At 68.9% G+C, this 14,690-nt stretch carries 15 protein-coding genes; 8 read left to right on the forward strand and 7 right to left on the reverse strand.

The features are described from left to right. Positions 1–11: 11 nt before the first annotated feature. On the reverse strand, positions 12–815 hold the full coding sequence (locus tag IU449_RS19035; protein WP_195003463.1) for an aminotransferase class IV family protein: 804 nt from the start codon (positions 813–815) through the stop codon (positions 12–14). A gap of 25 nt (positions 816–840) precedes the next feature. Between IU449_RS19035 and IU449_RS19040 the strand changes: the two genes are divergently transcribed. After that, complete coding sequence (locus tag IU449_RS19040; RefSeq protein WP_324188323.1) at positions 841–1,233, forward strand: MerR family transcriptional regulator; 393 nt, start codon at positions 841–843, stop codon at positions 1,231–1,233. Positions 1,234–1,332: 99 nt separating this feature from the next. Here the strand turns inward: IU449_RS19040 and IU449_RS19045 are convergent, their stop codons facing one another. Further along, positions 1,333–2,127, reverse strand: coding sequence for an LLM class F420-dependent oxidoreductase (locus IU449_RS19045; protein ID WP_195003464.1), 795 nt, complete (start codon positions 2,125–2,127; stop codon positions 1,333–1,335). A gap of 93 nt (positions 2,128–2,220) precedes the next feature. Between IU449_RS19045 and IU449_RS19050 the strand changes: the two genes are divergently transcribed. From IU449_RS19050 to IU449_RS19060, 3 genes are all read left to right on the forward strand, one after another. Further along, positions 2,221–2,673 carry a hypothetical protein gene (locus IU449_RS19050; protein ID WP_195003465.1) on the forward strand — a complete coding sequence of 151 codons (453 nt, stop codon included), beginning with the start codon at positions 2,221–2,223 and terminating at the stop codon, positions 2,671–2,673. Between the two features lie 48 nt (positions 2,674–2,721). After that, positions 2,722–3,573 (forward strand): alpha/beta fold hydrolase, encoded by an 852-nt coding sequence (locus IU449_RS19055; protein ID WP_195003466.1) that lies wholly within the window; start codon positions 2,722–2,724, stop codon positions 3,571–3,573. A gap of 152 nt (positions 3,574–3,725) precedes the next feature. Further along, entirely contained in the window at positions 3,726–4,796 is a 1,071-nt protein-coding gene (locus IU449_RS19060; RefSeq protein WP_195003467.1) for an ABC transporter ATP-binding protein, read from the forward strand. Positions 4,797–5,718: 922 nt separating this feature from the next. Here the strand turns inward: IU449_RS19060 and IU449_RS19065 are convergent. Continuing rightward, positions 5,719–6,228: a winged helix-turn-helix transcriptional regulator gene (locus IU449_RS19065; protein ID WP_195003468.1), complete on the reverse strand. Its 510-nt coding sequence runs from the start codon at positions 6,226–6,228 to the stop codon at positions 5,719–5,721. Between the two features lie 101 nt (positions 6,229–6,329). Here IU449_RS19065 and IU449_RS19070 point away from each other — a divergent pair, with 101 nt between their 5' ends. Further along, positions 6,330–7,499 carry a thiolase family protein gene (locus tag IU449_RS19070; protein WP_195003469.1) on the forward strand — a complete coding sequence of 390 codons (1,170 nt, stop codon included), beginning with the start codon at positions 6,330–6,332 and terminating at the stop codon, positions 7,497–7,499. Between the two features lie 208 nt (positions 7,500–7,707). On the opposite strand, the gene IU449_RS19075 is transcribed toward IU449_RS19070, so the two are convergent. Then, entirely contained in the window at positions 7,708–8,772 is a 1,065-nt protein-coding gene (locus IU449_RS19075) for a magnesium and cobalt transport protein CorA (protein ID WP_195003470.1), read from the reverse strand. A gap of 92 nt (positions 8,773–8,864) precedes the next feature. Between IU449_RS19075 and IU449_RS19080 the strand changes: the two genes are divergently transcribed. Continuing rightward, a complete protein-coding gene (locus IU449_RS19080) occupies positions 8,865–9,836 on the forward strand; it encodes an o-succinylbenzoate synthase (RefSeq protein WP_195003471.1) in 972 nt (323 codons plus the stop codon). A 53-nt stretch (positions 9,837–9,889) separates the two neighbouring features. On the opposite strand, the gene IU449_RS19085 is transcribed toward IU449_RS19080, so the two are convergent. Next, positions 9,890–10,528 carry a TetR/AcrR family transcriptional regulator gene (locus tag IU449_RS19085; protein ID WP_195003472.1) on the reverse strand — a complete coding sequence of 213 codons (639 nt, stop codon included), beginning with the start codon at positions 10,526–10,528 and terminating at the stop codon, positions 9,890–9,892. A 101-nt stretch (positions 10,529–10,629) separates the two neighbouring features. On the opposite strand from IU449_RS19085, the gene IU449_RS19090 reads away from it, so the two are divergent. Then, positions 10,630–11,658, forward strand: a complete 1,029-nt coding sequence (locus IU449_RS19090; RefSeq protein WP_195003473.1) for a hypothetical protein — start codon at positions 10,630–10,632, stop codon at positions 11,656–11,658. A 27-nt stretch (positions 11,659–11,685) separates the two neighbouring features. On the opposite strand, the gene IU449_RS19095 is transcribed toward IU449_RS19090, so the two are convergent. Further along, on the reverse strand, positions 11,686–12,216 hold the full coding sequence (locus IU449_RS19095; RefSeq protein ID WP_195003474.1) for a TIGR04338 family metallohydrolase: 531 nt from the start codon (positions 12,214–12,216) through the stop codon (positions 11,686–11,688). 66 nt (positions 12,217–12,282) lie between these two features. Continuing rightward, a complete protein-coding gene (locus tag IU449_RS19100) occupies positions 12,283–13,155 on the reverse strand; it encodes a DUF2786 domain-containing protein (protein WP_228805185.1) in 873 nt (290 codons plus the stop codon). A 203-nt stretch (positions 13,156–13,358) separates the two neighbouring features. Between IU449_RS19100 and IU449_RS19105 the strand changes: the two genes are divergently transcribed. Beyond that, positions 13,359–14,660 carry an ABC transporter substrate-binding protein gene (locus IU449_RS19105; protein WP_195003475.1) on the forward strand — a complete coding sequence of 434 codons (1,302 nt, stop codon included), beginning with the start codon at positions 13,359–13,361 and terminating at the stop codon, positions 14,658–14,660. The last annotated feature ends 30 nt before the right edge of the window (positions 14,661–14,690 follow it).

The raw sequence follows: 14,690 nt of genomic DNA on the forward strand, positions 1-14,690 counted from the left end.
GGCGCCCGTGCTCACAAGGCGACAGGTGGCTCCGAGGCGTATGCCTGATGCAGGAGACTCACCAGCTCATCGGCCGCCCCGAGAGCCTGCTCGCCGATACGCGCCACCGGGATGCCCGGGCTCCACGAGTTCATCACCACGCCCGCGAGTCCCTCACTCAGGTCCGGTACCCGGATCGCTCGCGTGAGCTGGTCGACGCCGCGAGCGGCGAGTCGCCGTTTCAGGACCCGCATGGTGATACCGGGGAGAACGGCAGCTTCGGGCCAGATCACCGATCTACCGTCCCAGAACGCGATGTTCCAGATCGTCGCCTCGCTCAGATGCCCGGAGGCGTCGGTGAACGCAGCGTCGTCGAAGCCCCGTGCGTTCGCGCGGCGCAGGAGCTGGGTCTTCGCCACCTCGCCCACGTGCTTGATATGCGGGAGGTGTCGCTCGTGCGGGACGACATCGAGCGTCAGCGGCCCGGTCGGCGGCGCGGCCGGGTCCGTGACTCTGATCAGGACGTCGATCTCCACCGGTCCATCGGTCCGCATGAACTCACCGGGCCGCGAACCGAGAAAGCAGGTGAGGGAGACCTCGGGCGGCGCGGACCTGACGGCGGACGAAAGAAGCCCACGGATCCGTTCGTCGGGCAGGTGGCGGCCGAAGAGCTCGTCGCTCGCCTCCCGCAGCCGGTCGAGGTGCAGATCGAGCCCGCGCACCGCCCGATCCCGCACCTGCATGGCAGTGAAGTGCGCGTATCCCGCGAATGCCAGCGGAGCAAGGTCGTCTGCCGTGGCAAGCTGACCGTTGAAGTACGTATGGGAGATCGACATGCTCGCACCGTAGGAGTTGACACCAGTGACAAGGGCAAGCGCGGACGGTCTGCTCCGGATCGGGGAACTCTCCGCTCGCACCGGTGCCAGCGCCCGGATGCTGCGCCACTACGAGAGCCAGGGACTCCTTCCCGCGCAACGATCCTCGACCGGGCAGCGATTGTTCGAGAGCACCGCCGTCGAACAGGTGCACTACATCCGCGAACTCCTCGCCGCGGGCCTGTCCATCCGTGTGATCCGTGAACTGATCGACTGCATCCACGAGCCCGGCCGCATCGAACCTTGCGCCGTCCCCGTCCTTGTCGAACACCTCAGGGACTACGACGCACGGATCGCCGCGCTCGTCACTACGCGCGATTCGCTGCAGGGGCTCATCGACGCGTCAGTGCCCGCACCGAGCGGGAATCCACCGCTGTGACGCTGCGTGAGTTCCCGAGCCCCCGACCAGTCGACTACGGAACCCTTCCACACCTGACGAAACCCGCGACCGAATCGGCACGTGCCCCGGTCGGTACTCCTAAGATCCTCCGCGCACGTCCACCGGGTTGACCTCGTCACGCCAGCGGATCGCCGTCTTCAGTTCCTCGAGGTCGTAGCGGGGGCCGGACGAACCGACGGTGAAGAGGGTGACGCCCGCGTCGAGGTATGCCTGAGCGTCGTCGAGGCCGGGCCACGGGAGCGAGCGCTCGATGCGCTTGTCGTCGGTGCCGACCTCGGCGGCGTGCTCGGCCAGGATCCGGTTCTTGCGCGCCAGCGCGTCCAGGTCGGCGAAACTGTGCCAGATATCGGCGTATTCGGCGACCAAGCGCAACGTCTTGCGTTCACCGCCGCCACCGATGAGGATCGGAATGTCGCGGAGGGGTTGGGGATTCAGCTTGCCCAGGCGCGAGGTGAGGCGCGGCAGAGATTCCTTCAGCAAAGCCAAACGGCTTCCGGCGGTGCCGAATTCGTAGCCGTACTCGTCGTAGTCCTTCTTGAACCAGCCCGCGCCGATGCCCAGGATGAGCCTGCCGCCGCTGATGTGGTCGACGGTGCGCGCCATGTCGGCGAGCAGTTCGGGATTGCGGTAGCCGCCGCCGGTCACCAGTGCGCCGATCTCGACGCGCTCGGTCTGCTCGGCGAAAGCGCCGAGCATGGTCCAGCACTCGAAGTGCGCGCCGTTCGGGTCGCCGGCGAGCGGATAGAAATGATCCCAGTTGAAGACGATGTCCACGCCCGCGTCCTCGGCTCGCAGCACCGCGTCGCGGATGAGGCCGTAGTCGGGGGCATGCTGCGGCTGGAGCTGAAGTCCGATCCGAACCGGTCGACTCATCACAAGCCCTTCCTGGTCGATGCAGCTGATCCGGGCCGAGACTACCGGCAGGATGGGCCCGGCACCGTCGGACTACGCGAGGAGAATCACGCGATGACCACAGAGGCGAGGTACCTGCGCAACCAGGCCGTTGTCACCGGGCTGATCAACGCGATCGTCAACCCGCTGATCGAATGGTGGTCGCGTCGCGGGGAGGGCTGTCAGCCACTGTGGGGCAGCGAGGGTGCGGTGGTGAACCTCGTCGTGACATCGCTCGTGCTGTCGGTGCTGGTGGCGGTCATCACCGGATACAGCGCGTGGCGCAGGCCCGCCGCCCAGCGGGTGCGCACGGGCTGGTTCACCCGGTTGCCCGGTTGCTCCTGGCGTCTCGGATTGCTGCTCGGGGCCGGGGCGGGCGCGGGGATCGTCGTCGTGGCAGGGCTGCTCGATCTGCTCGGACTCACCTGCGTGACGCTGACGCAGATGCTCGTTGTCAAAGCCGTCTATTGCGGCGTGCTCGGCTTCGCCGTGGCACGCTGGACCATCCTGCGGCAATGGGCAGGATGATCCAGCGGTTCCGAGAAGCCGAACTGCAACGTGTTCTAGTGTGGCGCAATGGACGTGACCTACGAGGGAACCCAGAGGGAAATCACCACCAACAAAGGGGTGCTCCGCTATCACGAAGCAGGCGAGGGTCCTCCGCTGCTGCTGTTGCACGGTTCCGGGATCGGAGTCAGCGGGTGGCGGAACTATCGAGGGAACCTGGCAGTCTTCGCCGAACACTTCCACTGCTACATCCTCGAGTTCCCCGGGTTCGGCGTGAGCGAACCCGTCGGCGGGCATCCTGTGCTGACGGCGGGATCGTCGGTGATCCGCTTCATGGACGCACTGGGTATCGAATCGGCCGCGATGATCGGCAACTCGATGGGCGGGGTCGTGGGAACCAATGTGGCCATGAAGCATCCCGAGCGAGTGAGCAAGCTCGTCACCATCGGCGGAGTGGGTCCGAACATCTTCAGCCAGCACCCGAGTGAGGGCACACGCCTGTTGCAGGACTTCGCCGACGGGCCCAGCCGCGACAAGCTGGTGCGCTGGCTCGAGGCCATGGTCTATGACCGCGCGATGATCACCGAGGAGCGGATCGAGGAACGTTGGGCAGGCGCCGAAGATCCGGAGTCCCACCGGACGCTGGCCGCGATGTACGGCTCGAAGGCGTTCGAGGCGCAACAGCAGGCGATGGCCGATTCCGGTGCGCCGCCGTACTGGTCGATGATGGGCAAGGTGACGTGCCCGACCTTGCTGACATGGGGGCGCGACGACCGGCAGTGCCCGCCCGACATGGCGATGCTCCCGATGCGGATGATCCCCGACGCCGAACTGCACATCTTCCCCAAGTGCGGCCACTGGGTGATGATCGAAGCCAAGCAGGCATTCGAGCGAGTGGCCCTCGAGTTCCTGCTCCGGTGACACGAGGATCACCGGCGGAATGTCCCGACGTGTTCGTGTCCCGGGCTGGTCCGCTCGCCCGACGCGAACCCGGTGGCGTCGTCTAGAGTCCCCCCGACCCCTGTAACTCGGATCGTCCGGCACGTTCCTGCCGGTGAAGGGAATGATCTGCCGTGGCTACGGTTACCTTCGAGCGCGCTACCCGGCTCTATCCGGGGGCGAGCAAGCCCGCTGTCGACGAACTGGAACTGGAGATCGCCGACGGCGAGTTTCTGGTGCTGGTCGGTCCGTCCGGATGCGGAAAATCCACCTCGTTGCGGATGCTGGCCGGGCTGGAGGAGGTGAACGGGGGGCGCATCCTGATCGGCGACAAGGACGTGACGCACGTCGAGCCGAAGGAGCGCGATATCGCGATGGTGTTCCAGAACTACGCGCTCTACCCGCACATGACGGTGGCCGAGAACATGGGCTTCGCGTTGAAGCTGGCCAAGGTCGCCAAGGCCGAGCGGGAGCAGCGGGTGCGCGAGGCGGCCAAGCTGCTGGATCTGGAGCCGTATCTGGATCGCAAGCCCAAGGCGCTCTCGGGCGGTCAGCGCCAGCGCGTGGCGATGGGGCGGGCGATCGTGCGTCAGCCGCAGGTCTTCCTGATGGACGAGCCGCTGTCGAACCTGGACGCGAAGCTGCGCGTGCAGACCCGCACGCAGATCGCGCAGCTGCAGCGTCGGCTGTCGACCACCACCGTCTACGTCACCCACGATCAGGTCGAGGCGATGACGATGGGCGATCGGGTCGCAGTGCTCAAGGACGGGCTGTTGCAGCAGTGCGCCAGTCCGCGCGACCTCTACCGCGATCCCGCCAACGCCTTCGTGGCCGGGTTCATGGGCTCGCCCGCGATGAACATGTTCACGCTGCCGGTCGAGTACGGCGCGGTGGCGCTGGGCGGTTTCCGGCTGCCTGTGCCGCGTTCGGTGACCGACGCGGCGGGGCCGAACCTGATCGTGGGCATCCGCCCCGAGCATTTCGAGCTCGGCGGGTCCGGTATCGAGATGGAGATCGACGTGGTCGAGGAACTCGGCTCCGACGCCTACGTCTACGGCCGTACGCTCGGCGACGGGCCGGGGGTGACGATCGTCGCTCGCGCGGACTGGCGCAACCCGCCCGCCAAGGGTGATCGCCTGTTCCTGTCGACCGCTCCCGAGCGCACCTACTTCTTCTCGCCGGAGGACGGCCGCCGCCTGCACTGACGGCACTCCGACGGCACACTGCGGGCCGTACCACCGGATCACCCGGAGGTACGGCCCGCTCCGCTCTTCAGCTCTCGTCCTCTTCTCGCACCGACACGCTATCCGGCCACGCCGAGCAATCCCAGGCGGCGGATGGCAGATCTGAAAGTGGCACTGAAGAACGCTGGACTACGGATTCCACCACCCAGCAAGAAGGAGCAGCGCGCACTGCGCCGCACATCCATGGAAGGAGCGTGAGTTCATTGATCTGGGTTGTGACCTTGCGCTATGACCTGACGGATATCGACCTGACCACACTCGGCGCCTGGGAGGATGCTCTCGCCGAGGTCGACGCGTCGACCGGGCGGATTCCGGATATCGCCGCGACCTTGACGGTCTACGTCGAGGCGGAAGGCGCCGTCGAGGCGGTCGGGTGGCCGCCTCGATCGCGGGGCCTGTCACCCGCCGGAGTCCGATGGCGGTGGAGGCCGTCGATGAGCAGACACATCTCGACCAGGCGGACCAGCCGAATCTCCCTCGACTGGTCTCCGCGGCGGAGGTCGCCGATCAACTGGGGATTTCCCGGCAGCGCGTGCATCAGCTACAGAGCACCGCAGGCTTTCCCGAGCCGCTGTATCGGTTGCGGACCGGTCCAGTCTGGGACGCCCGCGCGATCGAGGCGTTCGCCACCAGATGGGATCGGCGACCGGGGCGTCGAGCCTCGGATACACGCGACGAAGAGACTCCGCGCGTGTCCGAACTCCGGATCTCCGACGCGAGGTCCACGCCCTTTAGACGATTCATCGCCGATGCCACCTCGCCGTCTCGAGAGCCCGACTCGACCGGAGCGGCGGCCAGGCGGGTGCGGAAGTCATAGCCGACAACACCGGCACCCCACACCACGCGGGCCGCATCCCACTCCGGGTGCGGCCGCTGTCGTTGTTCAGTGGCTGCGGCGCGTGCGCAGGTAGTCCTCGTTCACTCGGACGCCGAGTTCTTCCAACTCGATCTGCTTGCCGGTCGCGCTGCGCACCTCCACGCGGACAGGCGCGCCGGTCGCCGCTTCGACGAGTTGCAGCGGCGGCGGGCCGGGCTGCAGGTAGGTGTCGCCCCACTGCATGAGGGCGAGTACGGCGGGGAGCAGGTCGCGGCCCATCGGGGTGAGGATGTATTCGTGCCTGGTCCGTTTGCCTTCCTCGCGATACGGGCGCTTCTCCAGCAGGCCCGCCTCGGTCAGCTTGCGTAGTTGCGCGGCGGCCGCGGCGGGGGTGATGCCGACGCGGGCGGCGAAGCCGTCGAACCGGCGGGTGCCGTAGTAGGCCTCGCGCAGGATGAGGATGGCCGAGCGGCTGCCGACCAGGTCCATCGCCTTGGCGATCGAGCATTCGTCGGTCTTCCACGCGCTCAGATCCGCCAGTGGGCCTTCCATCACCGCTGCCATGAGGCACATCATACAAATATCTGACTTGAGCCGACTATATCCAGACGATAGTCTGGCTATAGGAAAGTCGAGTCAGGCTGCGTGGTCCGACTCGCGGTTCGAAGGAGAACCCCATGAGAGACGCCGTCATCGTCGAAGCCGTCCGCACGCCGATCGGCAAGGGCAAGCCGAACGGGGCGCTGCACGATGTGCACGCCGTCGACCTGCTGGCGCACAGCCTGCGCGAGATCGTGGCACGCAGCGGCATCGACCCCGTGCTGATCGACGACGTGATCGGCGGCGTGGTCGGGCAGGTCGGCGAGCAGGGCGCGAATGTGACCCGGCGGGCCGCGCTCGCGGCCGGATATCCCGAATCGGTGCCCGCCACCACCGTCGACAGGCAGTGCGGCAGCAGCCAGCAGGCGATCCACTTCGCCGCGCAGGGCGTGATCGCCGGAGCCTACGAGATCGCGGTCGCGGCGGGGGTGGAGTCGATGGGTCGAATCCCCATGGGCGCGAACGTCGCCGGAGCGGGCGACATCTCCGGCGTCGGGTTCGCCGAGCGCTACCCCGACGGCCTGGTCCCGCAGGGCATCAGCGCCGAACTCATCGCAGCCCGCTGGGGGCTCAGCCGCACCCGGCTCGACGAATTCGCCCTCACCAGCCACGACAAGGCCGCTCAGGCGACGAAGAACGGCCTGTTCACGGCGGAGCTGGCCCCGATCGCCGGCCTGACCACCGACGAGGGCATCCGCCTCGGCAGCACGCTGGAAACGCTGGGCACGTTGCGGCCCGCCTACTACGACCCCACGATGGCGGCGCGTTTCCCCGAGATCGACTGGCGCATCACCGCCGCGTCGGCCAGTCAGGTCAGCGACGGCAGCGCCGCGGTGCTGATCATGACGAGTGAGCGCGCCGCGCAACTGGGCCTGACGCCGTTGGCCCGGGTGCACAGCTTCGCCGTCGCGGGGGACGACCCGCTGCTCATGCTGACCGCCGTCATCCCCGCCACCCGAAAGGTGTTGCAGCGCGCTGGACTCCAGCTCTCCGACATCGATCTGATCGAGATCAACGAGGCGTTCTCCCCGGTGGTGCTGGCCTGGGCCGCCGATACCGGGGCGGATCTCGGCAAGGTCAACGTCCACGGCGGAGCCATCGCGCTCGGTCACCCGCTGGGTGCCTCGGGTGCGCGGTTGGCGACGACGCTGGTGCACGCGATGCGCGAGCGCGGTGCGCGGTACGGGTTGCAGACGATGTGCGAGGCGGGCGGGTTGGCGAACGCGACCGTGTTCGAACGGATCTGACGAGCTTCCTCGCCCGAACCGATTGCCTCCGGGACGACGACGCGGGCCGTACCTTTCGCGAAAGGTACGGCCCGCGTCGATGCCTGTCCGCGACAGCCCCGGCTTTACGGGGGTCGGCAGGCTGTACCTGATCCCCTCGGCCACGTGCGGAGGCTCGGCCGCGCCGCTGTTGCGCGGTTGCGGAGTCCACGGGCTGAAGGCGCAGGAGTCAGAGCCAGCCGTTGCGGCGGAAGGCGGCGAACAGGCTCGCGCAGATCGCGAACATCGCCAGCAACACCATCGGGTAACCCCACTCATGGGTCAGCTCCGGCATGTGCTGGAAGTTCATGCCGTAGACGCCGGCGATCATGGTGGGCACCGCGGCGATCGCGACCAGCGCGCTGATCTTGCGCATATCGGTGTTCTGCTGCACGGTGATCTTGGTCAGCGAGGCGTTGACCAGCGCGGACAGCGCGTCGTCGACATCGGTGATGTGCTCGGCGGCGACGGTGTGGTGGTCGGCGACGTCGCGCAGATAGTGCCGGATCTCCTTCGGCAGACCGGAATCCGGCCTGGTCAGCGCCTGCAGCGGGGCCGCCAGCGGCAGTACCGCGCGGCGTAGTTCGACGATCTCGCGTTTGAGCTGGTAGATGGGCTCGACGTGCATCCGGGCGCCCGGGGTGAAGACCTCTTCCTCCATCTCCTCGACGTCGTCCTCCACCGCCGCGGTGACCTCGAGATAGGTGTCCACGATGTGATCGGCGATGGCGTGCAGCACCGCGCCCGGGCCGAGCGCCAGTCGTTCGGGGTCGGCCTCCAGGTTCGCGCGCACCGTCTTGAGCTGGGAGTGCGACCCGTGGCGGACCGCGACCACGAAATCCGGTCCGACGAACGTCAGGATCTCGCCGGTCTTCACGATCTCGCTGACACTGTTCATGTCGTGCTCCACATAGGCGACCGTGCGCAGCACCACGACCATCACGTCGTCGTAGCGCTCCAGCTTCGGGCGCTGGCGCGCGACCAAGGCGTCCTCCACCGCCAACGGGTGCAGGCCGAACTCCTCGGCGATCTCGCCGAGCTGACGCTCGTCGGGTTCGTGCATCCCGATCCAGACGAACCCGCCCTCGGGCCCGCGCACCGCTGTCAACGCCTCGCTGTGGCTGAACCGCCCCGGCACCCGCCTGCCGTGCCGATAGACCGCGCAGTCCACGATCGCCCGCGCGGTGGGAACCGGGATCCGCGGCGGCCTCCCGCGCTGCGGTGCCGCCGCGTCCCGACCGTCCTGATTCGCCACGGCCGCAGCCTAGCCGCACCGGCCCGCGCCCCGCCGAGGACGGATCGGGACGGTTGTGGCCGGTGGGTCCCCGTGCGACCTATCGTGGCGGGATGACCCTGCCCGCCGAGCCTGTCGTCTACGCGATCCCGATGCGCACCCGATTTCGCGGCATCACCGTGCGAGAAGGGATGGTGATTCCCGGTGCGCGGGGATGGGGCGACTTCTGCGCGTTCCCCGAGTACGACGACAGAGAGGCCGCCGGGTGGCTGGCCACGGCGCTGGAGCAGGCCGAGCAGGGCTGGCCGGAACCGGTGCGGGCATGGATCCCGGTGAACTGCATCGTGCCCGCCGTCGATGCGGAGCGGGCGCATCGGATGGTGCTCGACTCCGGATGCCGGACGGCGAAGGTGAAGGTGGCCGACCACCCGGAGTCGTTGCCGGAGGATCTGGCGCGGGTGGCGGCGGTGCGGGACGCGCTCGGGGCCGACGGCGCGGTGCGGGTGGACGCCAACGCGGTGTGGGACGTGGACACCGCCGTCACGCACATCGTCGAGATCGACCGGGCCGCCGGTGGCTTGCAGTATGTCGAGCAGCCGTGCCGGACGGTGGAGGAACTGGCGGCGGTGCGCAGGAAGGTCGACGTGCCGATCGCCGCCGACGAGTCGATCCGGCGGGCGGAGGATCCGATGCGGGTGGCGGTCGCCGAGGCGGCTGACATCGCGGTGATCAAGTGCACCCCGCTGGGCGGGGTGCGGCGGGCGCTGCGGGTGGCCGAGGCGGCCGGGCTGCCGGTGGTGGTGTCCTCGGCGCTGGAGACGAGCATCGGACTCGGGGCGCAGCTCGCGCTCGCCGGTGCGCTGCCGGAGCTGGACTTCGCGTGCGGGCTCGGGACGGCCTCGCTGTTCGAGGGCGATCTGGTGACCGAGCCGCTGTTCCCGGCCGACGGATACCTGCCGGTGCCGCTGCGCCCGCGCGATCCCGATCCGGCGCTGCTGGAGCGGTACCGCCAGCGCGATCCCGAGCGGGTCGCGTGGTGGCAGGACAGGTATCGCCGGGTCCGGGCACTGGTCGAGGCGGACTGACCGACCCCGACCGCAGCAGGCGGCGGCGACGGCCGGCACTCACGTCGACCGAGTCAGCCCCGCGCGTCTCCGCGCGAATCACGTTCTGCGGCGTCCAGTGCGGGTGCGAGCGTGGCAAGCGCCTCGCGGAGCAGATCGGGCAGTGATCGGGTCACCACGACGACACCCGCCGCACCGAGGGCGCCGGATGCGGGACGCAGCCACGTCTCCAGCGCCACCCGAACCGCGGCCGCCACGGCCGCCGCGAGTACCCGGCCGATCTGCTCGTCGGCCCCCAGACGGCCGGAGATCGCCGCGGCGAGCGGCCTCTCGAGATCCCCGGCGGCCCGAAGGAAAGCGGCGCGCAGGACCGGCCGCGTGGTGAGCAGCAGCAATGCGTCGCGATGCCGCTCGCCGGGATCGGTGTACTGCGCGACGACCGCGTCGGTGACGGCATCGGCGAGCCGGACCTCCGGCGGCCGGGCCGCCACCTGTTCCGCGACACGGCTCTCCCGCTCACCGGTGACGGCGGCGACGATCGCCTGCTCACGACTGGAGAAGTAGTTGTTGTAGGTGCGCGGCGAGACTCCCGCCGCCGCCGCGATGTCCTCGACCCGGACGTTCTCCGGTCCGTGCTCCAGCGCGAGGCGGAGCGCCGCCGTGCGCAGCGCCTCCCTGGTGGCCTGCTTCTTGCGATCACGCAACCCCGTCATGAGGCCAGCATGCCATAAAAGTGCGTTTACGCAATATTGCGTGCACGCAATTTTTCTCGTACGGTGACCGCATCCCACACCACCACCGAACGGAGTTCGCCATGCGAGCCAGGGGCATGACCTACGACACCGGCCTGCTGCGCAACGGCCACACCTCACATCCCGCCTTCGATCCCGTGACGGTGCGGCGCGAGCTGCGGATCATCCGTGACGATCTGCACTGCACGGCCGTGCAGATCATCGGCGGCGACGCGGACCGGCTCGAGCAGGCCGCTCGTCACGCCGCCGAACTCGGGCTCGAGGTGTGGTTCACGCCGTATCCGCTGGAACTGACCGTCGAGCAGATGCGCGAACTCTTCCTCGACTGCGCCGAGCGCGCCGAACGGCTGCGCGTGGGGGGAGCGAACGTGGTGTTCGTCGCCGGGAGCGAGCACTCGGTGATGAACCAGGGTTTCGTCGACGGCGGCAGCATCACGGAGCGAGTCGACCGACTGCTGGGCGACCCGGTCGCGCGGCACCGTCGCATCGCGGAGGCCTCCGACCGGGTGAACGCCTTCCTACGGACAGCGATACCGGAGATCAGAGCGCGGTTCGCGGGACCGGTCACCTACGCCGCCATCCCGTTCGAGCACATCGATCCGGCCCTGCTCGACATCGTCACGGTCGAACTCATCCGCTCCGCCGAGGTCGCCGATCGGTTCCGCGACGGGGTCCGCGCGCTGGTGGCGCAGGGCAAGCCGGTCGCGATCACCGGATTCGGCGCGGCCACCTGGCGCGGCGCGGGCGACGTGGCGCCGCGCAGCATGGAGATCGTGGAGTACGGCGAGCGCGGAGAACCGCTACGGCTCGACAGCGTCTACGAACGCGACGAGGAGGGCCAGGCGAAATATCTGCGCGAGGTGCTGGAGATCTTCGACGACGAAGGCGTCGACAGCACCTTCGTCTTCCTCTTCGCGCTGCACAGCCACCCGCATCGCCCGGACGGGGACCCGCGCGAGGACCTCGACATCGCCAGCTTCGGCATCGTCGCACCGCTGGAGGGACGACGGGGCAGCACCTACCCGGACATGCCGTGGGAACCCAAAGCGGCGTTCGCGGCGGTCGCCGAGAGCTACCGGCCTGCCTCATGACTCGAGGCCGGCCGCCATCTGCCGCCGCTAACCGATCCGCACCCCGCAACCCAGCATGGTCGCGCGCAACAGGAGAGCGGCTTCGGGGCCGATGACGCCGTCGACCACTTCCAGGTAGCGGGAACAGAATTCGGGACCGTGCGGGGGCGCGGCATCCGCTTCGGGGGCGAGGTGGTGGGCCAGTTCGTGCAGGACGACGAGTTCGCGCAGCGCCCAGGCCGTGCCGCCGGTGTGCAGGGGGACCGCGAGCACCGCGCCTGCCGGGTCGTAGTGGGCGGCGGCGCTCCCCGCCCGGGAACGCACCCGGATGGGCGCGCACGCGCGATCCCATTGTGCGCGAACCCAGTTCAGCGCCAGCACGCGATCGACGTAGGTCTGCACGGATTCGACCGAGGCGAAGCGGCGCTCGACGGGCAGGGTCAGCAGGGAACCGTGGAATTCGACGGTGCGGTGGCCGACTTCGTCCGCCCGGTCGAACATGCCACGCACCAACTGTTCGGCGTCGTAGACCCTGGCGCGCTGAGCGTCACGTGCGGGCACGATGCCGGGCCCCCTCATCGCCGCCGGATTCCACGCTCGGACGGGAATGCGCTCCCGGCACGGACACCGCCGCGGACGCGAGCCTCATTCGCCCGCCCCACCGCCCGGCGCCAATTCGCCCCGGGCGGCGCCCAGTTCCGGGGACAGACCCAGGCGCGCCACCCGGCCCGCCCGGTCACCGGCCTGCCTGGCGGCGGCCGAGTGCCCGGTGGAGGCCGCGGGGCCGCGCCAGGTGCCGCGCGCTTCGGATGTGCGGCTGTAGAAGTCGACGAGTTCGACCTCTTTGTTCCGCAACGCGACCGCCGTGCCGACGGACGTCGACACGTCTGCTCCCGCGACGGTATCGGCTTCGAGAGCTTCGGCTTCGACGGACGACTTGACCTCGGCCAGCCTGCGCCCGATCCGCGCGGCGAAGGCCATCTGGAAGTTCAGCCGGGCGGTCACCGCGGCGGCGGGGGCGCGGACCCGGCGACGAACGACGGCGCCGTGCCGTCGCTCGGTGACGATCTTGTCCACCGTCGCCTCCCGGTAGGCGCCGGACTTGATGTAGTGGTCGCCCGCGCGCACCATCTGCACCAGCAGGCTCGTGTAGAGCGCCTCGCACAAGTCGATGTCGGCGGCGAACCCGTAGGCGTACACCTGGGTGGAGGTGCGGGCGACATCGCAGCGCACATCGTTGGCGTGTGCGATCGCGACGAACAACTGGACGTAGGTACGCAGCCCTTTGCGGCCGGGCTCACCGATGGGGATGATCCGCTGTACCGGGGTCACCCTGCGTTCTCGTCCGGCGACGTGCGCGCGAGCCACCGCGAGGTCGATGGACGAGCGGGTCGCCAGCCGCTGCGCGGCGGCCAGGAATGCCTCGGCCTCGTGCTCGTTGTCGGTGGCCTCGGCCTTGCGCAGCAACCCGCCGATGCGGGTCAGCATCCGCTCGGGAACCTGGTTCGGCGCACTCATCGCGAGTCAGCCTAGCCACGGCGGCTCGCCCGTCGATCCGGCAGCCCGACCACGGCGGGCCACCCGGCCGGGGGCGAACGATTCCCGAGCATGATCGGACGCGGCCGGTCGACACCATGTATCTTGCGTGATGCACCGGCCTCGGTGTGCTGCCGCTCACGTGGCAACCCGCAGACGTCGTAAATCTTTGGAGTGTGTCCGCGATGGCTTGGAAAAAGGTGTCGTCCCTACGTTCATCGGTCGTACCGCGCGCCGCGATGGTGGCCGCCTCGGCCGCGCTGCTGACGGCCACCTTCGCCACCGCCTGCTCGACCGACGGCGGCGGCAACCCCACCACCGAGAACCTCGAGGGCCGCGGCCCGATCACCTACGTCGAGGGCAAGGACACCACCGAGACCGGCGTGGTTAAGCAGCTCATCGAGCGCTGGAACGCCTCGCACCCGGACGAGCAGGTGACGTTCAAGGAGCAGTCCAACGACGCCTCCCAGCAGTACGACGACCTGGTCGAGCACATGCGCTCCCAGCAGTCCGACTACGACGTGATCGCCCTGGACGTGCCGTGGACCGCGGAGTTCGCCGCCAAGGGCTGGATCCAGCCGCTGAAGGACTCCTTCTCGCTCGACACCTCGACGCTGCTGTCGCCGACGGTCGCCAGCGCCACCTACAACAACACCCTCTACGCCGCGCCGCGCAACACCAACGGCGGCCTGTTGTTCTACCGCACCGACCTGGTCCCGGCGCCGCCCAAGACCTGGGGCGAGATGCTCGGTCAGTGCCAGATCGCCCGTGACAACGGCATCGGCTGCTACGCCGGTCAATTCGCGCCCTACGAGGGCCTGACGGTGAACACCTCCGAGGTCATCAACGCCTTCGGCGGCACCTTCGTCGGCTCCGACGGCAAGACCGCCACCGTGGACAGCCCGCAGGCCCGCGCCGGCCTGACCACCCTGGTCGACGCCTACAACAACGGCGACATCCCGAAGGAAGCCATCACCTTCAAGGAGCCCGAGTCGGCCAACGCCTTCACCCAGGGCAACCTGATGTTCCTGCGCGGCTGGCCGTCCACGTTCGGTGACGCGGGCGCGGAGTCCTCGCTGGTGAAGGACAAGTTCGGGGTCGCGCCGCTGCCCGGCGAGAACGGCGTCGGCGCCTCCACCCTGGGCGGCTACAACGCCGCGATCAGCTCGTTCTCCAAGAACAAGGCCACCGCGCTGGACTTCCTGCGGTTCCTGATCAGCGAGGACGCGCAGCACATCATCGCCTCGGGCGCGCTGCCCTCGGTGCGCGCCTCGCTCTACGACGAGCCCGCCCTGATCGCCAAGATGCCGTACCTGCCCGCGCTCAAGGAATCCATCGCCGGCGCCGTGCCGCGCCCGGTGACCCCGTTCTATCCGGCGGTGTCCAAGGCCATCCAAGACAACGCCTATGCTGCCCTGACCGGAGCCAAGTCCGTCGACGACGCCATCGTCGGCATGCAGAAGGGCATCGAGACCGCCGGTTCGTAGGCGGTAACGCGCACCGGACCCGACCAACCC

Origin of the sequence: Nocardia higoensis, assembly GCF_015477835.1 — a bacterium.
Lineage (GTDB): Bacteria > Actinomycetota > Actinomycetes > Mycobacteriales > Mycobacteriaceae > Nocardia > Nocardia higoensis_A.